Genomic DNA, 25081 nt, shown 5'->3' on the forward strand with positions numbered 1-25081 from the left:
CAGGCAGTCGAAAAATAACCTTCCATTTTTTTTAAGCCCCCTGTCCGATGTTAATCATCAACCCCCCATCCATTACATAAGTACTCCCCGTTACATAATCCGCCTCAGCAGAAGCCAGAAATAAAGCCAGATATCCGATCTCTTCAGGACGCCCCGCTCTTCCCAAAGGAATATTCTTCTCCGCTTTTTTTCTGACTTTGTCATCATCCACTGCTTTCTGGTTCATTGGTGTCAAAATCATCCCGGGAGCAATATTATTTACATTGATCCCGAAAGGAGCCACTTCCAGTGCCAGCGTACGCATCAGGTTTCGGATCCCCGCTTTCGACGCATTATAGTCACCATTTCCGGGCGCCGTAATTTCTTCATGCACAGACGAGATATTAATAATCTTTCCGGGTTTTCCTTCAGACTTCCTGTGCTGTATGAATTTTCGGCTGCAGAAGAAAGTACCATATAAATTAGTACGGATGGTGGTGTCAAATGTTTTCGTATCCATTTCATCAATCGGAATACCAGAGCCATTTACCCCCGAGTTATTCACCAGTATATCGATACCGGAGAATTCCTTAATTACCTGATCCAGCTTTTTCTCTACATCTTTTTCTGAACTGACATCAAGATTAATCAGCTTCACTTTACCACCCACTGCTTTTACCTGTTCAAAAGCGTCTTTTGCGCGTTCTTTCTTGCTATGATAACAAACAATTACATTTGCACCATTTTTTGCAAATTCCAGTGCTATTGCCAGGCCGATTCCTGAATCAGATCCCGTCACCAAAGCAGTTTTATTTTCCAGCTTTTTCATATTTTACCTAATTATACTCTATCCAATTGTTTATCCAGTTCCAGTGCGGCACTGATCAATGCCAGGTGAGTAAATGCCTGAGGAAAATTCCCCAGGTGCTCGCCTTTTTTTCCTATCTGTTCGCTGAACAGACCAAGATGGTTGGCATAACCCGTCATTTTTTCAAAATATTCCAGTGCCTTATCTGTTTCTTTATTTTTCGCCAATGCCTCAATAAACCAGAACGAACACATATTGAACGTTCCCTCTTCTCCACTTAATCCATCCTGCTCTTCCGCATTGTCATATCTGTAGATCAGGACATCAGTGCTCAGCTTCTCTTCGATCACTTTCAACGTCGCTATCCATCGGGGTTCATCTGGCGTGATAAAATGAACCAGAGGCATAAGTAAAGCCGATGCATCCACACTATCAGATCCTTTATACTGTTCCCAGGCACCTAATTTCTCATTCCAGAAATTCTCATAGATATCCTTATAGATCTGGTCACGTACCTCTTTCCATTCCTGCTCCGGATAAGGAAAAGAGCGGTCGGTTGCAATCTTGATCGCCCTGTCCATCGCCACCCAGCACATTAAACGCGTATGCAGAAAATGCTTTTTGCCATTTCTGAACTCCCATATGCCATGATCCGGTTTTTCCCAGTTATCTACTACACAAGTAATATGCTTTTGCACCGTCTGCCAAAGCTCATAGTTAATCTTAGCATAGTTTTTATTATAGATATAGATAGTATCAATCAGTTCACCGTAAATATCCAGCTGCAACTGATCTTTAGCCGCATTACCGATACGAACCGGACCAGCGCCCATATACCCTTCCATGTGTTTCAGTTCCTCTTCCTCGATGACCGATTTACCATCTATGGCATACATCAGGCGTAACATGTCCTCGCCCGACCTTTCATGAATCCAGTGTAAAAAACGGGCAGCTTCTTCCCTGAAACCGAGTCTTAGAAAAGCGTACATCGTGAAAGCGGCATCACGGATCCAGGTAAAGCGATAATCCCAGTTCCTGTCTCCATCTAACGTTTCAGGGATACTAAAGGTAGCCGCAGCTACCATAGAACCATGAGATGCAGAAGTGAGTAACTTCAGTGTAATTGCAGAACGTGATACCAGATCCGGCCATCTCCCTTTGTAGGTCGACTTACTACTCCATCCCTTCCAATATTCTACTGTTTCCTGATAAGTACAGTTTTGATAAAACTCAATGTCTTTCAGATTGTCGGTCTCCCCTTTTTTGACAGACTCCAGTACAATCCAGTGTTCTTCCCCTTCTTTTACAGTGATTTCTGCATAGCCATCCTGCTCAGCAAACTTTAACGGGAAATCAGCTATCAGGCGTACCATCGAGTCGCCATCATTAATCGCCGTAAAGCGCAGGTCATTCTTAGCACTTTTTTCTATTTCATGTGTCGCCTTCCCATAATCAAACCTTGGTGCACAATTGATTTTATAAGTAATGTTACCACGGATCGTTTTTACCCGGCGCACAATTGCACAAATACTATTTTCGGCCATCCCCTTTACTGGCATATAATCAGTCAGCTCAGCAATACCATCGTCTGAAAAAAATCTCGTTAACAGCACAGCTGTGCCAGGCAGATAGAGTTGTTTAGTTTTAAAAGTGTCAAACTGTGGAGTGATAGAAAAACTTCCCCCATTTTGCTGATCCAGGAGACTGGCAAAAACAGATGGAGAATCGAAATCAGGAAAACACATGAAGTCGACCGACCCCAGCATAGAAACCAGGGCTACTGTTTTCATATTACCGATCACCCCATAATCTTCAATTGGTAAATACTTTGGTTTTTTGATCATATGTTATAAGAAACCTGAAAACGCATTTTATGTTTGATTTTATGCCCTTCATCTACTATTCTGTTACCGAAGCTTTCGGCTCAAACTTTATTTACAATACAGTTGTTGTAACCTGAGATGGCATTGATAACATTTACGAATAAGGGTATTTACTGCAAGCAGGGCGATTTTTACATCGACCCATGGCGGCCAGTTGATTTGGCTGTAACGACACACGGACATGCTGACCATGTAAAATGGGGCAACAAAGCATACTTGTGTCATGAACTCACCAAACCTATACTTAACCAGCGGCTTGGTGCTGATCTGAATATTCAAACCCTTCCCTATAATGAAGAGCTCAGTATTAACGGCGTTAAAGTAAGCCTTTTCCCGGCGGGACATGTGATTGGTTCCTCACAAATCAGGTTGGAATATAAAGGCGAGATCTGTGTAATATCGGGTGATTACAAGGTAGAATATGATGGTATAAGTACTGAATTTGAACCTGTAAAATGCCATACTTTCGTTTCTGAGAGCACATTCGGACTACCTATATATAAATGGCTGCCGCAGGATATTGTATTTCAGCAGATCCGTGATTGGGTGTCTGACAACCACGACAAGCTAAAAACCAGCGTGTTGGTGGCCTATAGTCTCGGCAAAGCACAGCGGCTGATCAAAAATCTGGCGGGTGACGTCCCCATCTATGTCCACAATTCTATCGCTAACCTGAATGAAGGATTTATCAGGGCCGGGGTGGATTTACCGGAGACTATCCGCATTACTCCCGAACTTAAAAAGGAGGAATTGCAAAAAGGGATTGTGATTGTTCCACCCGCGCTGGCAGATGGGAAGTGGATGAAAAGTCTGCAAAGTGCGGCAACGGGTGTGTGCTCTGGCTGGATGCAGGTGAGGGCAAGCAGAAGATGGAGATCTGCTGATGCAGGTTTTGCACTGAGTGATCATGCTGACTGGCCCGGTCTGCTCTCTGCCATCAAAGCAACCGAAGCAGAAAAAGTATTTGTCACTCACGGTTTTGTGTCGACGTTTTCCAAATACCTGAATGAGATTGGCATTGCTTCCGAGGAAGTGGTTACACGTTATGGCAATGAAGAAGAGGAAGAAAAAGAAATACTAACTAAAGAAGCGTAATTTGAAAAGGTTCACAGAATTGATACAGCAACTCGAAATGAGTAACAAGACCAATGATAAGATTGCTGCGCTTGTTGATTATTTCAGTACGGCCGATGAACAGGACAAACCCTTTGTGATTGCCATGTTTACTGGTAAAAAGCCGCGGCGACCAGTAACAACAGCGCTGATTAAAGAATGGGCAATTGAGCTGAGTGCAGTTCCGGCATGGCTATTTGCTGAAAGTTACCATAGTGTGGGTGATTTAAGCGAGACTATAGCTTTGGTTCTGCCACCGGCAACGTACACTTCAGATAGAAAACTTCACGAATGGATCAATGAGCTGGCAGCGCTGAACGGGAAAGACGATGCAGCAAAAAAAGAATATATTTTAAAAGCATGGGATAGCCTGGATACACAGGAACGTTTCATCTTTAATAAATTAATATCCGGTAATTTCAGGATTGGTGTATCGAATAAAATGCTGGTCAATGCTATTTCCAAACAAAGCAATACCGAGAGCAACAAAATCATGCACAGCATCATGGGGAAATGGAAACCTGAGGAAATTACCTATCAGGAACTGATTGCCGGTGCACATGTAAATACCGATAATTCCTGGCCATACCCCTTTTGCTTAGCTTATGCACTGGAAAATGAACCCGCAAGTTTAAGTGAACCTGCTGCATGGCAGGCAGAATGGAAATGGGACGGTATCCGCGGACAAATTGTAAAACGCAATGGAGAACTCTTTATCTGGTCGCGCGGTGAAGAGCTGGTTACCGATCAGTTTCCGGAATTGCATTTTCTGCAGGAAGACCTACCGGACGGAACAGTCCTTGATGGAGAAATACTTTCTGTAAAAGATGGAAATGTACAGGCCTTTAGTATTCTGCAACAGCGCTTAAACCGGAAGACCATTAATAAATCGCAATTGAACGATGCACCAATCGGCTTCTTTACTTACGACTTACTGGAATATCAGGGAAGAGATTTAAGAGGCGAAACTATGGCAGAGCGGAGGCGTTTACTGGAAGAGATTATGTCCGGCTTACGGAATAAAGATGTCGCCATCCTCTCGCCCGTCATTACCTTTTCGGACTGGGATGAGCTGGCAGAAATCAGGAAAGGCTCCAGGGAAAATAACAGTGAGGGCATTATGCTCAAAAAGCTGGATTCCTTATATCATAGCGGCAGAAAGAGGGGCGACTGGTGGAAATGGAAGATCAATCCCTACACGGTGGATACAGTAATGATTTATGCGCAGAAAGGAAGCGGCAGAAGGGCCAACTTTTTTACGGATTACACTTTCGCAGTTCGTGATGGTGAGCAGCTGATTACTGTAGCCAAAGCCTATTCCGGATTAACAGATAAGGAAATTAAAGAGGTGGACTCCTTTGTTAAAAAGAATGCCATTGAAAAATTTGGTCCCGTGCGTACCGTAAAGCCGGAGTTGGTTTTTGAAATTGCATTTGAAGGAATCGCTGAAAGTAAAAGACATAAAGCAGGTTTAGCACTGCGTTTCCCACGTATCGCCCGCTGGCGAAAAGATAAAAAAGCAGCAGAAATAAATACACTGGATGATTTAAGACAGCTGCTGGCTTCTACCCTTTAACAGCATCACATATGGAATTAGAGCAAAGTAAGGGTTATAAGCAGGTGATCAAATGGCTGAAAAGCAGCAAAAAGAAGCCTTTTAAATTTCAAACTGACGCATGGGCATATTATGCAGAAGGATATAGCGGACTGGTAAATGCGCCAACAGGATTTGGAAAGACATTTTCCATGTTTTTAGCGGTGCTGATAGATGAACTGAATAGCCGCGCAGATCAAAAAAAGGATACAAAACCAGCAAAAAACAGTAAAAAGTCCGCTGCAAAAAGTAAAAAAGCATATGGATTAAAGTTAATCTGGATTACTCCCTTACGTTCTCTTGCTAAAGATTTAGCCAGAGCAATGACTGAAGTCTGCACAGAACTGGAAATCGATTGGCATGTAGGCGTCAGAAATGGAGATACTGCGCAGAGTGAAAAACTGAAACAGAAGAAACAGATGCCTGAAGTGCTGATTATTACACCAGAAAGTATGCATTTATTGCTGGCACAGAAAAATACGTCCGACTATTTTGATGAACTGCAATGTATCGTTGCGGACGAATGGCATGAGCTTTTAGGCAGTAAAAGAGGTGTGATGGCGGAGCTGGCTATTTCCAGGATCAAGGGTCTGGTCTATGAAAAACACCCGGAGAGATTACTGAGAATCTGGGGAATTTCGGCAACAATAGGCAATATGGAACAGGCTTTGGATGTATTGGTCCCTTATCCTGATGTGCTTAAAACCATTGTTGTAGCAGATATTGAAAAGAAAATAGAGATCAGGTCTATACTGCCTGATCATATTGATATGCTCCCATGGGCAGGTCACCTGGGTCACAAACTGGCGCACAAACTATTGCCGATTATTGCCAGGAGCAAAACCACATTGATTTTTTGCAATACGCGCGGACAGGCGGAACTCTGGTATCAGAACCTCTTAAAGCTGGATGAAAACCTGGCGGGCCAGATCGCCATTCATCATGGATCTATAGATTATGAATTGCGCAACTGGATTGAAGATGCGATCCATACTGGTGTACTGAAAGCAGTAATCAGCACTTCTTCATTAGATCTTGGGGTCGACTTCAAGCCGGTAGATACAGTAGTGCAGATCGGTTCACCCAAGGGTGTCGCCCGCTTTCTGCAGCGCGCTGGTCGTAGTGGTCACTCTCCTCACGAAACCTCCAAAATATACTTCCTGCCTACGCATGCGCTGGAACTGGTGGAAGCAGCAGCCATTAAAGAGGCTGCAAAAACAAATAATATAGAGAGTCGCGAGCCCGTAATTATGGCCTTCGACACACTGATTCAATACCTGGTTACCCTGGCGGTTGGAGATGGGTTTGATGATAAAAAGATCTACGCAGAAGTAAAAGAAACCCACGCCTTCCGTGAACTCGAAGCGGCAGAATGGAGCTGGATGATGCAATTCATCACCACTGGCGGGGATAGCCTGACAGCCTATAATGAATTTAATAAAGTAGAGCTCGAAGAAGGATTATGGAAAGTGAAGAGCAGACAAATCGCTATGCGGCACCGCTTGCACATTGGTACTATAGTAAGTGATGCCATGGTCAAAGTGAAATACCTGACCGGCGGATATGTAGGTATGCTGGAAGAATCTTTTATCTCGAAGATAAAACCCGGCAATAGCTTTACACTGGCAGGCAGGGTACTTGAATTTGTAATGGTCAAGGAGATGACAGTGCTGGTACGGAAAAGTAAACTCAAAAGTGCAATCACTCCCAGCTGGATGGGCGGCAGGATGTCATTATCGGCCAATCTGGGGGTGATCCTGAGGAAAAAATACAATGAAACCCTGGATAAAAACCATCAGGACGAAGAGCTGGATATTGTTTTACCTTTATTTGAACGACAAGCCAAGGTTTCTCACGTGCCCAAAGATGATGAATTCCTGATAGAACTGATCAAGACCAGGGATGGTCATCATTTTTTCGCCTATCCTTTTGAAGGCAGGCAGGTGCATGAAGTGCTGGCGGCACTGATCGCCTATCGTTTGGGAAGACTTAAGCCCATCACCTTTTCTATTGCAATGAATGACTACGGATTTGAGCTGCTGAGTGAGCAGCCAATTCCGCTGGATGAAGAAAATATCAAAGATCTATTTAGCCCGCTTAACCTTGGGGAGGACATTGTAGCGAGTATCAATTCTACAGAAATGGCGCGACGTAAGTTCCGGGATATTGCCTGCATTTCAGGATTGGTGTTTCAGGGATATCCCGGCAAGTATGTGGCGAACCGGCACCTGCAGTCTTCGTCAGGATTATTTTTCAATGTTTTTAGTGATTATGATAAACATAACTTATTATTGCGGCAAGCTTATGATGAGGCTTTTTATCAACAGATAGAAGAACCGAGACTGGCAGCTGCCTTGCACAGGATTCAGGCCAGCAAGGTCATTATCGTAAAAGCGGAGAGTTATACCCCTTTGTGTTTCCCAATCAAGGTAGATAGTTTAAGGGAAAATATGAGTACGGAGGAATTAGGAGAAAGAATAGCAAGGATGACGGCAGAAGCAGAAAAAGCAGATGCTAAGCCAGGGAGCAGAAGAAGAAAGAATGACCATCAATTGTAAGGGAGAAATACTAATATTAAGTAAAGACAGGGCAATTTACTGGGCCTCAAAAAAAATGCTGATCATCAGCGATTTGCACCTCGGTAAATCTGCCACTTTCAGGCAGGCGGGAATACAGGTGCCGTCCACTATCAGTGATAACGATCTGCAGAAATTATCGGGCGTACTTGCAGAATTTTCCCCGGAAATATTATTGGTTACGGGTGATATGTTTCACCACAAAATCAATAGCGATATAGACAGCTTTAAAAGCTGGAGAACACAATATCCGCTGTTAAAGATCATCCTGGTCAAAGGGAATCACGATATTTTAAAAGCGGCAGACTATGCAGGACTGGATATAGAAATCCATCCTGAAGAACTATTGTGTTTTCCTTTTCGCTTTGTGCATGACCAGCCCGAAAAAGCGGATGAATATTATAATATTACCGGTCATATCCATCCGGGCATTACCGTTTATGGAAAATCCAGACAAAAGCTGAGACTGCCATGTTTTTATTTTGGGGCCCATTGTGCTATTTTACCTGCTTTCAGTTTGTTCACCGGATTGAGTAAGATCAAAACGGAAGAGGGTGATCAGTTCTATGCGATTACACCAAACAAAGTCGTAGCCGTTTAGTCTACCTGTGCCAGTAAAGCCAGCAATTGATTTACTACAGTTTTATCTGTTCTGAAAGTAACGTCATCTTCAGTGAGTTCATCGAGTGATACCCAGCGAAAAGATTGTAATGAAGCCTCGTCAAAATCAAGTGCTACAGTTTTAAAGGCCATTTCTAAAGGTTTCACTTCTTTTACCAGGTAATATATACTTAAGATCTGGCTGTCATTAAATGAAGATTTCTCAAAAAAATCAGTGGTATAAAAATGGTTCAGCACTTCAATTTCCGCATTGCATTCCTCTACAAATTCCCTCTTCAGTGCGTCGATAAGGCCTTCACCATATTCCAGTCCGCCCCCGGGAAATTTACTAAAACTTCTGCCGCCAGATTGTTCATCACTAATTAAAATCTGATTGTTGCCATTGATTAATAAACCGTAGACTCTTACATTGAAATAACTCATTGAAAATGTTTTTTATTTTTAGTGGCGTTCTCCACCGTCCATGGGATTTCCCGATGGAAAGCTTCCTGCCTTACCGGACAATTTTGCAGCTTGCAGTAATTACAGCATTCCGGCAAGCACGGATCTGCGTGAATGAAAAGTTCGGTAGTACGCTCGGCATTACCGTTGATCATTTTATCTATATCTGAGATCTCAGTATGTACTTTGTTTAAATCATAATACCAGGGAAGTGTGATGTGGCAGTCGATATGCAAATCAGCCCCATATTGCTGCGCCCTGAGATTATGCACATCAATCCAGGCATCCTGACGGTTATCCTGTAAAATGCCGACAATTGTTTTTACCAGTTCCACATTACTTTCATCCATCAATCCGCCCACAGACTTCCTGGTCAGCTTATAGCCATTGTAGACAATGTAGATACCCAGCAGAATAGAAATTACACTATCAAGCCAGTTGAGTGAAGTCATCTTAATCAGCAATAGCCCGATCACCAGCCCGGCACTTGTCACCGCGTCTGTCAGCAAATGTTTACCATCGGCTTCCAGTGTGAGTGACCGGTGTTTTTTACCTACATTAATCAGGTAGTAACCTACAAGTAAGTTAACGATACCTGTTGCACCAATAATCACCGCTCCTTCAAAAAGCTGGGCAATTTCCCGCGGAAAGATCAGATCGTACGAAGATTTAAAAATAATGATTAGTCCGGCAATTCCAATCAGGACTCCTTCTACAAAAGCAGAGAAAAACTCCACCTTCCCATGTCCGTAAGGATGGTTTTCATCTTTTGGTAAAGTGGCGAGATAGATACTGTAAAAGGCAAAGCTGCTGGCGAGTACGTTAACGATACTCTCTGCAGCATCAGTTAAAACGGCATTGGAATGCGTAATGAAATATGCACCAAATTTGGCCAGCATAAGAATGATGCTTATGCACAGTGCGACTAATATGGCTTTTTTCTTGGGTTGCAAAGTATGTAATTAGGGGACAAAAATACGCTTTCGGCATCATATTACATTAAAAAGTATTTTTTTTAGTTGAAAATATCCTTAGGTTTTTATATTTGCTTTCTTATAAGACAATCATGACATTTTTATCTAAAAGAATCAATAACCTATCAGAATCACAGACCATTAAAATGGCCAAGCTGGGCAGAGAGCTCACCGCTAAAGGGATTGACGTAATTAATTTAAGTTTTGGAGAACCAGACTTTTTTACGCCAGAACATGTTAAGGAAGCAGCGAAGAAGGCGATAGACGAGAACTATTCTTACTATACGCCTGTATCCGGATATCCTGAATTAAGGAAAGCTGTGGTAGAGAAGTTGAAGAATGAAAATGGATTAACTTATACTTTTGATCAGATTGTAGTCTCTACGGGGGCAAAACAATCATTAGCTAATGCAGTAATGTGTTTGGTAGATCCGGGACAGGAAGTCATCGTTCCTACACCTTACTGGGTATCTTATTCAGAAATGATCAAACTGGCAGAGGGTGAAACTGTTTTCATCAATGCAACTGTAGAGAACAACTTTAAGATCACTGCAGAACAACTGGAAGCAGCAATTACGCCGAATACGAAACTGTTCATGTTCTCTTCTCCATGTAATCCTACGGGGTCAGTTTACAGCTATGAAGAACTGGCCAGCCTTGCTGCAGTATTCGAAAAATATCCGCAGGTATATATTATTTCAGATGAAATTTATGAGCATATCAACTTCGTAGATAAACATGCTTCAATAGCTTCATTTGATTCGATTAAAGATCGTGTAATCATTATCAACGGTTTCTCTAAAGCTTATGCAATGACGGGCTGGCGAGTTGGTTACATGGCTTCAAATAAAGAAATTGCCAATGCATGTGATAAATTACAGGGACAGATTACATCTGGTACTTCTTCTATCTCACAACGTGCAGCATTAGCAGCTTATCAAAACGGACTGGAAACAGTTGTTGCGATGAAAGACGAGTTCAGAAAACGCAGAGATTTGTTCTACGGTTTGCTGAAAGAAATCCCTGGTATTAAGATTAATTTGCCTGATGGCGCCTTTTACTTCTTTCCGGAAGTTAAATCGTTTTTTGGTAAAAAGACAGCTGAAGGTGAAACGATCAGCAACGCTGAGGAGCTTTGTCTTTACTTATTGAATGATGCGAATGTTTCTACAGTAACTGGTGAAGCATTTGGGAATGAAGATTGTATCCGTCTTTCTTATGCAGCAGCTGAAGACCAATTGGTTAAAGCAGCGGAGAGAATTACAGCATCATTAGCTAAATTGAGTTAAGAGATTATACACTTTTTGGTCCCTGGTCTTTTGACCGGGGATTTTTTTTTAGATTTTCCTGGCTTCGCTTAAAAAAGGGTGATTACATGCAAAGCTGCCAGACGCGGAAATACGTCTGAAGGCTTTGCATGTAATCACCCTTTTTTTGAAAGATTATCCGGTAGCAGGACGCATTAATGAATACCACAGAAATCTGAAGGAGCTTATAATTGTCCCGGGAGATTTGATTGTGTATAGCTTCTTTTTGAAAGATTATCCATTTGCAGAACGCATAGGAAAACCCCTCGGTTGATGTTGATGGGAAATTTTTAAAAAAATATGGTGTGTTTATTTTAGCCCTTCAGAGGTAATTCCGCGTCTGGCAGGCTAAAATAAACACACCATATTTTTTAGATTTTCCTAAGACCGAATAGCCTCTACAGGATCCAGTCTTGATGCAGAATATGCAGGCCAGAATCCGGAAATTGTACCGATAATCACTGAAATCCCCACACCCAGTATAATATTACTCAGGTATAAAACTATTTTGACCTCCATTACATAGGTAAATATCAATGTTAGTCCATAAACCAGTAACAAACCTAATATGCCTCCCATTACACAGAGTGCGACTGCTTCAAACATAAACTGCAACAATATAAAGTAGTTTTTTGCTCCTAAGGATTTTTGAATACCAATAATATTTGTTCTTTCCTTTACGGACACAAACATGATGTTTGCAATCCCGAAACCGCCTACCAGGATAGAGAATCCTCCAATTACCCAGCCTGCGATCTTAACCATTTTGAACATCACATCCAGCTGGTTGGTAATGATTGTAGTTTTATTCATGGCAAAATCATCCTCAACACCCGGCCTGATACGGTGTATGGAACGCATCGCGCCCTGCAGTTCACTTTCAACCTCTTCCAAGGCAATATTCTCTTTACCTCTTACAGTAATTTGCGGACCATAGTTGCCATTCTGAACATCAAATAATCCTTTAGCATAGTTCAGTGGGATCAATAAATTATTGTCCTGAGACATGCCAAAGGTATCCTCCCCTTCTTTCTTAAAGACACCAACTACGGTCAGTCGCCTGCCCATTACTTTGATCTTTTTACCTACAGCAGGCTCTCCGTTAAATAATCCGTTGGCAATTTCTGCCCCAAGGATGACTACCGGAGCGCCGGACCTGCCTTCATTATCTGTGAAATATCTGCCTTCTTCATAATCAAGGGTCCATGTTTTATCATAATCCTGTGTAGCGGCATGCAAAGTGGCACCTTCTACAGAATTACTCCGGTATTTTACCGTTCTTCCGCTCGCAGCCACTTCATATGAAATTCCGTCAACATGGTCTAAACGCTCTTTTAATGCCTGATAATCACGCAAAGACGGATCAGGTCTGTTCTGGTATTTCCACCAGGGATAATCGCCGAATCCCCCCCATGGCCATTTCTGCACAAATAAAGTACTTGATCCGAGTTTATCTACACTTTCCTGCAGTTTATTTCTCAGCGTATCCACGCCAGAAAAGACGGCTATAATGGTGAAGATACCAATAGTAATGCCCAATAAAGAGAGCATGGTACGCAATTTATTCTGGCGGAGTGCATCAGCGGCGAACCTGAAGCTTTCCCCTATGAGTCTGATTATAATCATAATTGCAGTTTAGACCAAAAGTAGGTAAAAAGGTTACAGTAATATCGTGTATATTTTATCCGTTATTAGCTATATAAATAAATATACACTAATACACATTTTAATTCGTAAATTTGCACCCTTAATAATTTTTATCCAAAAACATGAAGTTATCTCAATTTAAGTTTAATCTGCCTGAATCATTAGTTGCCAATAATCCTTCAGAACAAAGGGACGAAGCCCGTTTAATGGTTCTGCATAAAGATAGTGGCAAAATTGAACATAAAATCTTTAAAGATGTATTAGAATATTTTGATGATCAGGATGTAATGATCTTGAATAACACTAAAGTTTTCCCGGCTCGTTTATACGGAAATAAAGAAAAAACAGGCGCAACAATTGAAGTATTTTTATTGCGTGAACTGAATAAAGAATTACGTTTATGGGATGTTCTGGTAGATCCGGCACGTAAAATCCGCGTAGGAAATAAACTTTATTTTGGTGATGACGATTTGCTGGTAGCTGAAGTTGTAGATAATACGACTTCACGTGGACGTACCATCCGTTTCCTATTTGACGGTACTGACGAAGAATTCAGAAAAAACATTGAGATTTTAGGCGAAACACCGCTACCCAAATATATTAAACGTAAAGCTACTGCACAGGATAAAGAGCGTTACCAGACGATCTTCGCTAAACATGAAGGTGCTGTCGCTGCTCCTACAGCAGGCATGCACTTTAGCCGTGAGTTGATGAAACGACTTGAATTAAAGGGTATCAACTTTGCTGAGGTTACGCTGCATGTTGGTTTGGGTACATTCAGATCTGTTGAAGTTGAAGATTTAACAAAACATAAAATGGACTCTGAGCAATTCATTATTGAAGAAAGTCAGGCCAATGTTGTAAACAAGGCATTAAACGAAAAAAGACGTATCTGTGCTGTTGGAACAACTTCTATGCGTGCAATTGAATCTGCTGTTTCTTCGGGAAGAATGCTGAAACCAGCAAACGACTGGACAAGTAAATTCATTTTCCCTCCATATGATTTCAGTATAGCAAATTCAATGATTACCAACTTCCACACGCCTGAATCTACTTTATTGATGATGGTAAGTGCTTTTGGTGGTTATGACTACGTAAGAAATGCTTATGAAGTAGCACTGAAAGAAAAATACAGGTTCTACAGTTATGGTGATGCAATGCTGATCATCTAATTTAAAATCACTGAATAGAAATAGGAGCATCTTTGTTGATCGCTCCTATTTTTTTTATCTGTAAAAAAAATAAAATGAGATATTATGCGATTGTAGTTGCCGGCGGAACAGGAAACAGAATGCAGAATACTGTTGCAAAACAGTTTTTATTAATCGAAAACCGTCCTGTTTTGATGCATACACTGGAAGCGTTCCATAAATGTGTACTAAATCCTGACATCATTTTAGTCATGAATATACACCAGCAAACGTACTGGAAAGAGTTATGTGACACCTATAATTTTAATATTCCGCATTTACTGATTGATGGCGGGAAGGAACGTTTCGATTCCGTAAAAAATGGACTGGACAGGATTGAAGGTGAAGGTATCGTGGCTATTCATGATGCAGTAAGACCGCTGGTTTCGGCCTCACTTATTCTCCGCACTTTTCAAATGGCAGCACAAAATGGTAATGCCGTTGCAGCTATACAACCGGTAGATTCAGTAAGAAGAAAGACAACCGCCAATGCAACGGAAGCGATAAACAGAGATGAACTTTTCCTTATCCAAACACCGCAGACCTTTCAGATCAGTCAGCTTAGAAAGGCTTATTTACAGGTATTTAGGAATGATTTCACTGATGATGCCTCAGTAGCGGAAAAAGCAGGTTTTAGTATAAACCTGGTAGAGGGAGAGAGAACTAATATCAAAATTACGTATCCTCAGGATCTGGAGCTGGCTTCCTTTCTGTTACGCAAAACAGGCTTCTGATCTGGTCAGAAGCCTGTTAAATATATTATAGCATGTAAATATATTAAGCTGCTCTATTGATAACTTTAAGGATAATAGCAATGATTGCGATTACAAGTAAGATGTGAATCAGTCCGCCTGCATTTGGACCAAACCCTTGAAAGAAAAAGCCAAATACCCATAATAAGATAAGTATTACTGCGACTAAATAAAGTAGATTTCCCATAGTTTTAATTTTTAAAATTTGATTTGTTAATTAAATAATTAAGGAGCGTAGACGACTCCTGACATTTCATAAACAATCATCGTTCCAAAAAAAAAGCTCCGTTAAACGGAGCTTAATATGATTCTTTTAATATTCGTCTTCATTAAAGAAGAAATCGTCTTTAGTTGGATAGTCCGGCCAAATCTCTTCAATCGTTTCGTATGGCTCACCATCATCTTCTAAAGCTTGTAGATTTTCGATCACCTCTACTGGTGCTCCTGATCTGATACCGTAATCAATCAGTTCGTCTTTTGTTGCAGGCCATGGAGCGTCCTCCAAATGCGATGCTAGTTCTAATGTCCAATACATATTCCTATACTATTTTTTGTTTCTTATTATTTTGCAAAAGTATATTAAAAAAGTTGACGAAAACAAACTTTTTTTTCCACGTTTTATATCCTTGGTATCCAGATGCTTTCAGGAGTTTGTGTATCAAAACCAAGCTTACGTCCAAGGACAAACAAATAATCGCTCAGTCGGTTCAGGTAAACGGTCACGTTTTCATCCACAAAACTCTCTGTTGCCAAATGCACAGTCAACCGCTCCGCTCTCCGGCAGATACATCTTGCCACATGGCACCAGGAAACAATTGTATTGCCACCAGGTAGCACAAAATGCTTAAGATCTGGTAAAATAGCATTCATATCATCCATTTCCTTTTCAAGCAAGGTAATGTCTGTAGCCAAAAGATCCGGAATTTTCATACGTGATTTTTCAGGATCTGCCGCCAAAGACGAACCAATGGTGAATAAACGGTCCTGAATTTCTTTTAGTATTATCTGATGATGTGTTGCAATATCCTGACACTGGATGAGTCCGATATATGAGTTCAACTCATCTACCGTACCATAACATTCAATCCTTAAATGGAATTTTGGGACTCTTGTCCCACCAATTAGTGAAGTCTCTCCCTTATCACCTGTTTTGGTATATATCTTCATTTAGTTCTTTCCTATAGCCTCAAAATCATCTCCACTGGCCTCCAGCTTGCTTAGACGCGGAGAAACAGTCTTAATATCAGTATTCAGGTAATCTTTCTCAATTAAACCGTCACGCATCCTGACAATCCTGTGTGCATGTTGAGCAATATCTTCCTCATGCGTTACCAGGATAATAGTGTTTCCTTTACTATGAATCTCCTCTAAGAGGCCCATTATTTCTATGGAAGTCTTTGTATCCAGATTACCCGTTGGCTCATCTGCGAGGATAATAGACGGATTATTGATCAATGCCCGCGCTACAGCCACACGCTGGCGCTGTCCGCCTGAAAGTTCATTTGGCTTGTGCGTCACCCGATTTCCTAATCCGACGTTTTCCAGGGCAGCCTGAGCACGTTCTTCACGTTCTTTTTTACTCGCTCCCGCATAGATCAATGGTAAAGCTACGTTGTCCAGCGAGGTAGAACGGGGCAACAGATTGAATGTCTGGAAAACGAAACCAATTTCTTTATTCCTCACTTCAGCAAGTGCATCATCGGTCATCTGACTTACATTGATGCCATTCAGCACATACTCACCTTTACTTGGGGTATCGAGACAACCCAGAATATTCATCAATGTAGATTTTCCGGATCCCGAGGGTCCCATTAAAGCAACAAATTCACCCTTAAAAATATCCAGCGAAACAGACTTTAATGCATGAATAACTTCAGTACCTATAACGTATTTACGGCCTATTTCTTTGATATTAATTAGCGCATTTTCCATTGTGTTGTTTTTTATCTTAGATTTCTGGTACCGGATATTGTTACAATCTTATTTTTCGAGGATTTTAGGAACAAAAAAGAAGTCTTCATTATGCAAAGCCGCATTCTTAAGCCCTTCTTCTACCGTAAGTTCCTGTTTCACCATATCCTCACGCCAAACGTTTACTTCCGGATTCATATAAACCAAAGGCTCCACATTTGTTGTATCCAGTTCATTAAGCTTTTCCATGAATGTAAGGATCTTACTCATATCAGACTGCAACTCTTCCACTTCAGCCTCTCTGATCTCGATCCTCGCCAGATCGGCTACTTTATATATCGTTTCTTTATCAATATTCATGACACTAACTTAGTTTTTATTAAATCAAATACCTGATCTTTCAGCAAATCTGCATCTGCAGCCGTCAGATCCGACGTAGGGATGGGCGTATGAATGTAAATATCGCAAATTCCTGGTCTTGTACCATACTTAGCACCATCATCCCACATTTTTTTCCAGGCATCAGTTACAGTAACTGCCACTAACGGTACTTTATTATCAATTGCAAGTCTGAATGGTCCGTTTTTAAATGGGGCAAGCAAAGGCGGGTACTGATCTTCATCTATTTTTCCCTCTGGAAATATAACCAGACTCATTCCTTTCTGCAAATTCTCTCCTGCACGCTTAAAGGCTCTGAAGGCAGACATCTTACTGTCTCTGTTCACCGGGATGTCTATCGTGCTAAAAAATATCTTCAGCACAGGATTCTTCAGCAATTCTTCCTTTCCCATATAATGAAAACGACCTTTTGCAATAAAGCAAAAAATCATAATGTCCAGATTGGAGGTATGGTTACCACAGATCACATAGGTCTGATTGCTGTCCAGTTCCTCTTCATAGGTAAACCGAAAGAATATGCCAATAAAAACACTGCAAAGCAGGCTGTTTGCAGTTCTTAAGTTATTCAGCAAACCATACCACTTCTCTTTTTTTGCCGCAACAAAATACAATGGATAAAAGAGAATGAAAAAAAGAAAAATAATGAAGAGCGCGTAATAGCGGTGAATTTGCCTTAAAATATTGACCATGGAATCCAAAACTACAAAAAAATGAAATAGAAATTAAATATCAGCTGATCAAATCGTATTTAGCTAGCAAACAGCTATTTTAAATATTAAAAGCAATTTTACGCACATTGAATAAGGGTTTTTTGTTAATTTCGGCCTCTTAAACTTCATTTGGTTTATAGACGTTAATAAGTAAAATGTGCAGCAGTGCGCACATGAATAGCAGAAAAGAAAATACAGGAAATGAAAGAAGTAGTAGTTAGTGGCATACGGCCGACAGGGAAGTTACATCTGGGCAATTATTTTGGTGCAGTGAGCAATTTTGTAAAGATGCAGCATGAATACAATTGTTATTTTTTTATAGCTGATTTACATTCATTAACTACACACCCTACGCCGGGCGACCTCCATGGATACGTAAAACATGTTTTAGTAGAATATCTTGCGTGTGGAATTGATCCCGAAGCAACTACCATCTATATACAATCGGACGTACCGGAAGTCACTGAATTATACCTTTACCTGAATATGAATGCTTATATGGGAGAGCTGGAAAGAAGCACTTCATTTAAGGATAAAGTAAGATCACAGCCTGATAATGTGAATGCCGGACTATTGACGTATCCTTCATTAATGGCAGCTGATATTCTTATTCATAAGGCCACAAAAGTGCCTGTGGGGAAAGATCAGGAACAGCACCTGGAAATGACACGTACCTTTGGTAACCGTTTCAACCGACTATATGACGCTGAATACTTTCCCGAAGCATTCGCATTCAACTACGCGGCCAACCTGGTAAAGGTACCCGGGCTGGATGGTAAAGGAAAAATGGGGAAATCTGAAGGTGATGCAAATTGTATTTACCTGGCAGACAGCCCTGAAATTATCCGTAAAAAAGTAGCGAAAGCAGTTTCTGACGGCGGACCAACAGAAGAAAATCAGCCTAAGCCGGAAGCAATACAGAATTTATTTGACCTGATGAAAATCGTTTCTTCGACAGATACACTGACACATTTTGATGAACTGTATAATAAATGTGCCATCCGTTATGGTGATTTCAAAAAGCAACTTGCGGAAGACATGATCATTTTCAACTCTCCTATCCGCGAGAAGATTGAAGAAATATCAAAAGATAACGACTACCTGCGTAAAGTAGCCAATCACGGTGCTGAAAAAGCAAGAGAAAGTGCCAGAAAGACAATAAAAGAAGTGAGAGAACTGATCGGTTTCAAACCCTTTTAGTCAGGCATAGACCAATAACCATTAAAATTACTATCTTAAGCTCATCAGACAGAATATATGCATATAGCAATAGTTGGAAATATAGGTGCAGGAAAAACTACTTTAACTAGTTTACTTGCAAAAAATTACGGATGGGAGGCCTTGTATGAGGCTGTAGACAATAACCCTTACCTTGAAGACTTTTACAGCGACATGAAACGCTGGAGTTTTAACCTTCAAATCTATTTCCTGAACAGCCGTTTTCAGCAAATTGTAGATATAGAAACGCACAAGAGAAACGTCATACAAGACCGTACAATCTATGAAGACGCACATATATTCGCAGAGAATCTACATGAAATGGGCTTAATGACCAGCAGAGATCACCAGAACTACAGAGATATTTTTGACAACATTACGTCTTTTATCAAACCTCCTGATCTATTGGTTTATCTTCGTGCATCTGTACCAACACTGGTCAACAATATCCAGCGCCGCGGCAGAGATTACGAAGCCAGCATCCGTCTTGACTATTTATCAAAACTGAACGAAAAATACGAAGCCTGGATTAAAGACTATTCCCTGGGAAAATTACTGATACTGGATAAAGACAAGTTGGACTTCACTAATAACCCGGAAGATCTTGGGGCAGTGATCCAGTCTATTGAAGCTGAAATACACGGACTTTTTTAATATGAAAACGCTTGGAATTATTCCCGCCCGGTATGCTTCGACAAGATTCCCCGGAAAACCACTGATAGATATCTATGGTAAAAGTATGATCCAAAGGGTTTATGAACAAGCGTGCAGCTCTCCGAGCCTGGACAGTGTAGTGATTGCTACAGACGATGAAAGGATTATTGAGGAGGTAAAAAGGTTTGGTGGAGAATTTGCGCTGACACGTACGGACCACCAGAGTGGTACAGACCGTTGTGCTGAAGTCGCCCGCCAGCGTCCGGGGTTTGACGTTGTGATCAATATTCAGGGTGACGAACCTTATATTGACCCTGTACAGATAGATCTCCTCAGCTCCTGCTTCAACGATCCATCAGTAAAACTGGCTACATTGATTAAAAAAATTGATACCCATGAGGAATTATTTAACCAGAATATTCCAAAAGTAGTTATCAATTCAAGACAGGAAGCAATCTATTTTAGTCGCCATACCATCCCTTATATCAGGAGAACTACCGAAGAAAACTGGCTGTCAGAACACCAGTTTTATAAACATATTGGCATTTACGGCTACACGACTGCAGTTTTACTCGAAATCACCAGGCTAAAACCATCTGCACTTGAACTTGCAGAGAGTCTGGAGCAATTAAGATGGGTAGAAAATGGTTATATCATTCAGACTAAAGTAACTGATATGGAGACAATTGCTATCGATACACCAGAGGATCTTGAAAAAATCATTAGGCTGAAGGGTATTTAATTGCCTATCTTAGGGGTTAAAACGCCCTGTGATGACAAAAATATTTATTGGACTTGCCTCAATTTCTTTATTCTTTTCAGCCTGCAATAATGATCAGGCATCAAAAATTATCACCTCAAAAGTAAAAACAGAACTCCGTTCTTTCACAGATACTTCTAAACTGGACACTTTTAAAATTGTGCTCAATGGTGATAAGCCTAAAAACATGGAATTGGTATTCACCATTACTCCGGCCGGGGCATCTCCTGTTTATACTAAAATACTGAAAGCTAAAGACCTGCTTGACAATTACAAGGAGACACTCGATTTAGCGAAAGAAAAAAAGCAATTTGAGTTTGTGCAACAGGAAATGGATCTGTTTTTTGAAGACGAGAACTTCCTCGAACCAGCCGTGACTGACACAGAACAACCTGATCAGAATACCCCGGACAAAAACTTCTTTGCTGAGCTAAAATTATCAGGCCTCAACGGATTCAAATACCGACTTGGAAAAGAGAGCAAAGTATATATTGCCTGGTCAAATACAGAAAAAAAGACGAAAGTTTATTACCAGTGTTGTCAGAAATAATCGTTCAATGGCTAAAGATAATAGCTAAAATTAGTCGACCTTAGTGTATGTATTACACTAATGATTATAAATAAATGTCATCTAAACGCTTATAAAAAAGAACGACTTTTCAAATAAAATAATCTAAAATTATTGTAACTATTCAGTTACACTTGTAATTATTTCGACTGATAATCAGATACTTAGCTTTTATTTCTAATATATTATACAGCAGGCATAATATATTTTAAAATTAATACTAGATTTACCTTAGTGTTACAGCAGAATGTTTTAGCACTAATCAACCAAACATATTCTAACCAAATATATTATAGAGAAAAAGGCCAGGTAATTCACCAGGTCTTTTTTTTTGTTCAAGCCCCGCTAAAAAACAACTAACAAACATCTGCATTAAAAATATCTTCATTTTTTATTGAGTACGACAATATTTCTGTAGCTTTGTATCCCGTACAAAAACAATAAAACAGTATCTAAAACTGCTTTTATTTCACAAACTCACAAACATGACTAAGTATATTTTTGTTACGGGCGGTGTTACTTCCTCTTTAGGGAAGGGCATCATCTCCGCTTCATTAGCCAAACTTTTACAAGCAAGAGGTTACCGTGTAACCATTCAGAAATTTGACCCTTACATTAACATTGACCCGGGAACTTTAAATCCATACGAACATGGTGAATGTTTTGTAACCGAAGATGGTGCAGAAACAGATCTGGACCTTGGTCACTACGAACGTTTCTTAAACGTACCTACTTCACAGGCTAACAATATCACTACTGGTCGTATTTATCAGAATGTAATCAACAAAGAGCGTCAGGGCGAATATCTTGGAAAAACGGTGCAGGTTGTTCCGCATATCACAGATGAGATCAAACGCAACATGCGTATCCTTGGTGAAACTGGAGAATTTGATATCGTTATTACTGAACTTGGCGGTACTGTAGGAGATATTGAATCTCTGCCCTTCATTGAAGCGGTAAGACAATTTAAATGGGAAGCAGGAGCTAATAATGCTATCGTTATCCATTTAACACTGGTTCCTTATCTTGCAGCAGCAGGAGAATTAAAAACAAAACCAACACAGCACTCTGTAAAAATGCTGCTTGAATATGGTATTCAGCCGGATATCCTGGTATGCCGTACCGAGCACCATATCAATATGGATATTCGTAAAAAAATCGCACTATTCTGTAATGTGAACGTAAATGCGGTTATCGAGTCTATGGATGCTTCTTCTATCTATTCTGTTCCTTTATTGATGATGAAAGAACAACTGGATAAAACAGTTTTAAGCAAACTTAAACTTCCACAGAAAAATGAGCCGGATATGGAAAGCTGGAAAGACTTCCTTGGCCGTTTAAAAAATCCTACAGCAGAAGTAAGAATCGGTTTGATTGGTAAATATGTTGAATTGCCTGATGCATACAAATCTATTATAGAATCATTTATCCACGCAGGTGCTAAAAACGAATGTAAGGTCAGAATAGAATACATACATTCTGAAGAAATTTATCCTGACAACGCGAAAGAGAAATTACAGCATTTAGATGGCGTACTTGTAGCACCCGGATTTGGAAGTCGTGGTATTGAAGGAAAAATTGACTCTATCCGTTATGTACGTGAAAATGAAGTGCCGTTTTTCGGTATCTGTCTGGGCATGCAATGTGCAGTAATCGAATTTGGCCGTAATGTGCTGGGTCTTGCAGCTGCAAATACGACAGAAATTGACCAGGAAACTGCTGATCCCGTTATTAATATGATGGAAGACCAGAAAACAGTTACCAATAAAGGCGGCACAATGCGTCTGGGATCTTATCCATGCGACGTGAAAAAAGGCACTAAAGCTTTTGCAGCTTACGGAAAGCCACATATCAATGAGCGTCACAGACACCGTTATGAGTTTAACAACGCGTACTTAAAACAATATGAAGAAGCAGGTATGATCGCTTCAGGTACTAATCCTGACAGCCATTTGGTTGAGATTATAGAGCTTAAAAATCACCCGTTTTTTGTTGGTGGACAATTTCATCCGGAATTAAAATCAACAGTTGCTAATCCTCACCCACTTTTTGTTAAATTTGTCGCCGCTGCGATGGAGTTTGCGAAAAAGAAAACAAATTAATACGCGTTTAAATAACAATAATGGATAGAAATACATTCACAGGACTGTTCCTGATCATGATCGTTTTGGCAGGTTCATTCTACTTTTTCAAGCCTAGTGAGGCTGAAATGAAGAAAGAACGCGAAAGGATTGCACTTGACTCTACAAATAAAGCTGCTGCAAATAAAGCGCCTGTTGCTTTAGCCCAGGATTCAGCTATCACTGCTCCGGCAGTAGACTCTGCGGCGTTAAAAGGCCCGTTTGGAACAAATATCTCGGGCACAGCGACTACAACTGTACTTGAAAACGAAGTTTTAAAGTTAAGCTTTACAAATAAAGGTGGTAAAATCTTGTCTGTTGAAGTTAAAGGAGAAAAAACTTACCTGGATAAACCAGTGGTGCTTTTCAATGGTGAGCAAAATAAATTTGGCCTGAACTTAAATATTGGCGGAAAGCTCATCAATACGAACGACCTGTATTTTACGGCGGTTAAATCGAATAATTCAATGGCGATGCGTGCAAATTACAGCGCAGATAAATACATTGAATTTGTTTACAGCCTGCAGCCTGCTTCGCATGATGTAGCATTTAACATCAATCTAAACGGCATGAACCAGATTATCCAGAACAACAGCATTTCGCTGAACTGGGAGACTGTTTTGTTACAACAAGAGAAATCACTTAAAAATGAACAACAATATTCTGCTCCATATTATAAATATGTAGAGAAAAATCCAGATCATTTAAGCGTTGCCAAAGACGAGAAAGAAGAATTAACTAAAGATAAGATCGAATGGGTTGCCTTCAAGCAACACTTTTTCTCTGCAGTACTGATTCCTACTGTACCTTTCGACAAAGCAAATCTGGAAGTAAAAATTCTGACCACTCCTGGTGAGGTTAAAGGTTATGCAGCTAATCTGGCTTTACCTTTCAACCAATTGGCTACACAGAATTATGCAATGAAATTCTATTTTGGTACCAACCAGTTCAAAGTTTTGAAAGCACAGGGACAAGAGCTGGAGAAACTGGTAGAAATGGGTTACTGGCCATTAAAATACATCAACAGATTTGTTGTACTACCGGTGTTTAACTTCCTGGAAGGTTTCGGATGGAATTATGGTCTGATTATCCTGGTATTAACTATCGCCTTAAAGCTTGTTTTATCGCCATTAACGTATAAATCATACATCTCAATGGCTAAAATGAGAATCCTGAAACCAGAAATGGACGAGATCAAAGCTAAAGTAGGTGAAGATAATGCAACGTTATTACAACAGGAATATCTGAAATTATATAAACAGGTAGGTGTAAACCCTTTAGGCGGATGTTTACCTATGTTACTGCAGTTGCCGATCGTAATGGCTTTCTTCTTCTTCTTCCCGAATTTATTCGAGCTGAGAGGTCAGAGCTTTTTATGGATGCATGACCTTTCTACTTATGATGATTTTGTGAAATTTGGATTTACAATTCCTTTTATTGGCGACCATTTAAGTTTAATGTGTATCCTGATGACCATCTCCACGTTGATTTATACTTATTTCAATAACCAGGTTTCAGGAGCTACCGGCCAGATGAAATATATCGGCTATATCATGCCGATCATTTTCTTAGGTGTACTGAACAGCTACCCTGCAGGATTAAACTATTACTATTTCTTAGCTAATATGATGACATTCGGTCAGCAATTCCTGATCAAATCAATGGTTAACGATGAGAAAATTCATAACATCCTTAAAGAAAACAAGAAAAAACCAGAGGAGTTAAAGAAAAAGAATAAATTCCAGACACGTTTAGACGACTATATGCGCCAGCAGCAACAAGTTAAAACGCAGGAAAAGAAAAATAACAAATAAGTATTGTTTATAGCAGAAAAGCCCGCCTCCCAATAAGGGGCG

At 40.4% G+C, this 25081-nt stretch carries 24 protein-coding genes; 13 read left to right on the top strand and 11 right to left on the bottom strand.

What is annotated here, in order from left to right:
* Positions 1 to 31 precede the first annotated feature (31 nt).
* Together OQX62_RS10520 and OQX62_RS10525 are read right to left on the bottom strand one after the other, a co-directional pair.
* Positions 32 to 808, bottom strand: a complete 777-nt coding sequence (locus OQX62_RS10520) for an SDR family NAD(P)-dependent oxidoreductase (RefSeq protein ID WP_265831466.1) — start codon at positions 806 to 808, stop codon at positions 32 to 34.
* Positions 809 to 819: 11 nt separating this feature from the next.
* Entirely contained in the window at positions 820 to 2631 is a 1812-nt protein-coding gene (locus OQX62_RS10525; protein WP_265831467.1) for a glycoside hydrolase family 15 protein, read from the bottom strand.
* 117 nt (positions 2632 to 2748) lie between these two features.
* Here OQX62_RS10525 and OQX62_RS10530 point away from each other — a divergent pair, with 117 nt between their 5' ends.
* Genes OQX62_RS10530 through pdeM form a run of 4 tightly spaced genes read left to right on the top strand, consistent with a single transcriptional unit; the run spans position 2749 to position 8554 of the window.
* Positions 2749 to 3765, top strand: a complete 1017-nt coding sequence (locus tag OQX62_RS10530) for a ligase-associated DNA damage response exonuclease (protein ID WP_265831468.1) — start codon at positions 2749 to 2751, stop codon at positions 3763 to 3765.
* 1 nt (position 3766) lies between these two features.
* Positions 3767 to 5359, top strand: coding sequence for an ATP-dependent DNA ligase (locus tag OQX62_RS10535; RefSeq protein ID WP_265831469.1), 1593 nt, complete (start codon positions 3767 to 3769; stop codon positions 5357 to 5359).
* Positions 5360 to 5370: 11 nt separating this feature from the next.
* A complete protein-coding gene (locus OQX62_RS10540) occupies positions 5371 to 7935 on the top strand; it encodes a ligase-associated DNA damage response DEXH box helicase (RefSeq protein WP_265831471.1) in 2565 nt (854 codons plus the stop codon).
* Positions 7889 to 8554, top strand: a complete 666-nt coding sequence (gene pdeM, locus OQX62_RS10545; protein ID WP_265831473.1) for a ligase-associated DNA damage response endonuclease PdeM — start codon at positions 7889 to 7891, stop codon at positions 8552 to 8554. Before OQX62_RS10540 ends, pdeM begins: the two co-directional genes overlap by 47 nt.
* Here pdeM and OQX62_RS10550 read toward each other — a convergent pair.
* Both OQX62_RS10550 and OQX62_RS10555 read right to left on the bottom strand, forming a co-directional pair.
* Positions 8551 to 8997, bottom strand: coding sequence for an NUDIX domain-containing protein (locus OQX62_RS10550; RefSeq protein ID WP_265831474.1), 447 nt, complete (start codon positions 8995 to 8997; stop codon positions 8551 to 8553). The genes pdeM and OQX62_RS10550 overlap by 4 nt on opposite strands.
* Positions 8994 to 9914: a cation diffusion facilitator family transporter gene (locus OQX62_RS10555; protein ID WP_416276560.1), complete on the bottom strand. Its 921-nt coding sequence runs from the start codon at positions 9912 to 9914 to the stop codon at positions 8994 to 8996. Before OQX62_RS10555 ends, OQX62_RS10550 begins: the two co-directional genes overlap by 4 nt.
* Before the next feature lie 167 nt (positions 9915 to 10081).
* Here OQX62_RS10555 and OQX62_RS10560 point away from each other — a divergent pair, with 167 nt between their 5' ends.
* Entirely contained in the window at positions 10082 to 11278 is a 1197-nt protein-coding gene (locus OQX62_RS10560; RefSeq protein WP_265831476.1) for a pyridoxal phosphate-dependent aminotransferase, read from the top strand.
* A 399-nt stretch (positions 11279 to 11677) separates the two neighbouring features.
* On the opposite strand, the gene OQX62_RS10565 is transcribed toward OQX62_RS10560, so the two are convergent.
* Positions 11678 to 12922, bottom strand: coding sequence for an ABC transporter permease (locus OQX62_RS10565; protein ID WP_265831477.1), 1245 nt, complete (start codon positions 12920 to 12922; stop codon positions 11678 to 11680).
* Positions 12923 to 13065: 143 nt separating this feature from the next.
* On the opposite strand from OQX62_RS10565, the gene queA reads away from it, so the two are divergent.
* Both queA and OQX62_RS10575 read left to right on the top strand, forming a co-directional pair.
* Positions 13066 to 14115, top strand: coding sequence for a tRNA preQ1(34) S-adenosylmethionine ribosyltransferase-isomerase QueA (gene queA / locus OQX62_RS10570; RefSeq protein WP_265831479.1), 1050 nt, complete (start codon positions 13066 to 13068; stop codon positions 14113 to 14115).
* A gap of 74 nt (positions 14116 to 14189) precedes the next feature.
* Positions 14190 to 14867, top strand: coding sequence for a 2-C-methyl-D-erythritol 4-phosphate cytidylyltransferase (locus OQX62_RS10575; protein WP_265831480.1), 678 nt, complete (start codon positions 14190 to 14192; stop codon positions 14865 to 14867).
* Positions 14868 to 14910: 43 nt separating this feature from the next.
* Here the strand turns inward: OQX62_RS10575 and OQX62_RS10580 are convergent, their stop codons facing one another.
* From OQX62_RS10580 to OQX62_RS10605, 6 genes are all read right to left on the bottom strand, one after another.
* Positions 14911 to 15072, bottom strand: coding sequence for a lmo0937 family membrane protein (locus tag OQX62_RS10580; RefSeq protein ID WP_265831482.1), 162 nt, complete (start codon positions 15070 to 15072; stop codon positions 14911 to 14913).
* 126 nt (positions 15073 to 15198) lie between these two features.
* On the bottom strand, positions 15199 to 15420 hold the full coding sequence (locus OQX62_RS10585; protein ID WP_008240955.1) for a DUF2795 domain-containing protein: 222 nt from the start codon (positions 15418 to 15420) through the stop codon (positions 15199 to 15201).
* 83 nt (positions 15421 to 15503) lie between these two features.
* Entirely contained in the window at positions 15504 to 16052 is a 549-nt protein-coding gene (locus OQX62_RS10590) for a cob(I)yrinic acid a,c-diamide adenosyltransferase (protein WP_265831483.1), read from the bottom strand.
* Positions 16053 to 16817, bottom strand: a complete 765-nt coding sequence (locus tag OQX62_RS10595; protein ID WP_265831484.1) for an ABC transporter ATP-binding protein — start codon at positions 16815 to 16817, stop codon at positions 16053 to 16055.
* Between the two features lie 48 nt (positions 16818 to 16865).
* Positions 16866 to 17156 (bottom strand): Asp-tRNA(Asn)/Glu-tRNA(Gln) amidotransferase subunit GatC, encoded by a 291-nt coding sequence (gene gatC, locus OQX62_RS10600; protein ID WP_265831486.1) that lies wholly within the window; start codon positions 17154 to 17156, stop codon positions 16866 to 16868.
* On the bottom strand, positions 17153 to 17884 hold the full coding sequence (locus tag OQX62_RS10605; RefSeq protein ID WP_265831487.1) for a lysophospholipid acyltransferase family protein: 732 nt from the start codon (positions 17882 to 17884) through the stop codon (positions 17153 to 17155). Before OQX62_RS10605 ends, gatC begins: the two co-directional genes overlap by 4 nt.
* 222 nt (positions 17885 to 18106) lie before the next feature.
* On the opposite strand from OQX62_RS10605, the gene trpS reads away from it, so the two are divergent.
* From trpS to yidC, 6 genes are all read left to right on the top strand, one after another.
* The gene (gene trpS, locus OQX62_RS10610) at positions 18107 to 19105 is read left to right on the top strand and encodes a tryptophan--tRNA ligase (RefSeq protein WP_265831489.1); all 999 of its coding nucleotides are present in this window, start codon (positions 18107 to 18109) and stop codon (positions 19103 to 19105) included.
* Between the two features lie 57 nt (positions 19106 to 19162).
* Positions 19163 to 19777 (top strand): deoxynucleoside kinase, encoded by a 615-nt coding sequence (locus OQX62_RS10615; RefSeq protein ID WP_265831490.1) that lies wholly within the window; start codon positions 19163 to 19165, stop codon positions 19775 to 19777.
* A 1-nt stretch (position 19778) separates the two neighbouring features.
* Positions 19779 to 20519, top strand: a complete 741-nt coding sequence (gene kdsB / locus OQX62_RS10620; RefSeq protein WP_265831491.1) for a 3-deoxy-manno-octulosonate cytidylyltransferase — start codon at positions 19779 to 19781, stop codon at positions 20517 to 20519.
* A gap of 31 nt (positions 20520 to 20550) precedes the next feature.
* Complete coding sequence (locus tag OQX62_RS10625; protein WP_265831492.1) at positions 20551 to 21087, top strand: hypothetical protein; 537 nt, start codon at positions 20551 to 20553, stop codon at positions 21085 to 21087.
* 503 nt (positions 21088 to 21590) lie between these two features.
* The gene (locus OQX62_RS10630) at positions 21591 to 23207 is read left to right on the top strand and encodes a CTP synthase (RefSeq protein WP_265831493.1); all 1617 of its coding nucleotides are present in this window, start codon (positions 21591 to 21593) and stop codon (positions 23205 to 23207) included.
* Positions 23208 to 23227: 20 nt separating this feature from the next.
* Positions 23228 to 25039, top strand: a complete 1812-nt coding sequence (gene yidC / locus OQX62_RS10635; protein WP_265831494.1) for a membrane protein insertase YidC — start codon at positions 23228 to 23230, stop codon at positions 25037 to 25039.
* Positions 25040 to 25081 lie beyond the last annotated feature (42 nt).

The organism is Pedobacter sp. MR2016-24 (assembly GCF_026239655.1).
Classification (GTDB): Bacteria; Bacteroidota; Bacteroidia; order Sphingobacteriales; family Sphingobacteriaceae; genus Pedobacter.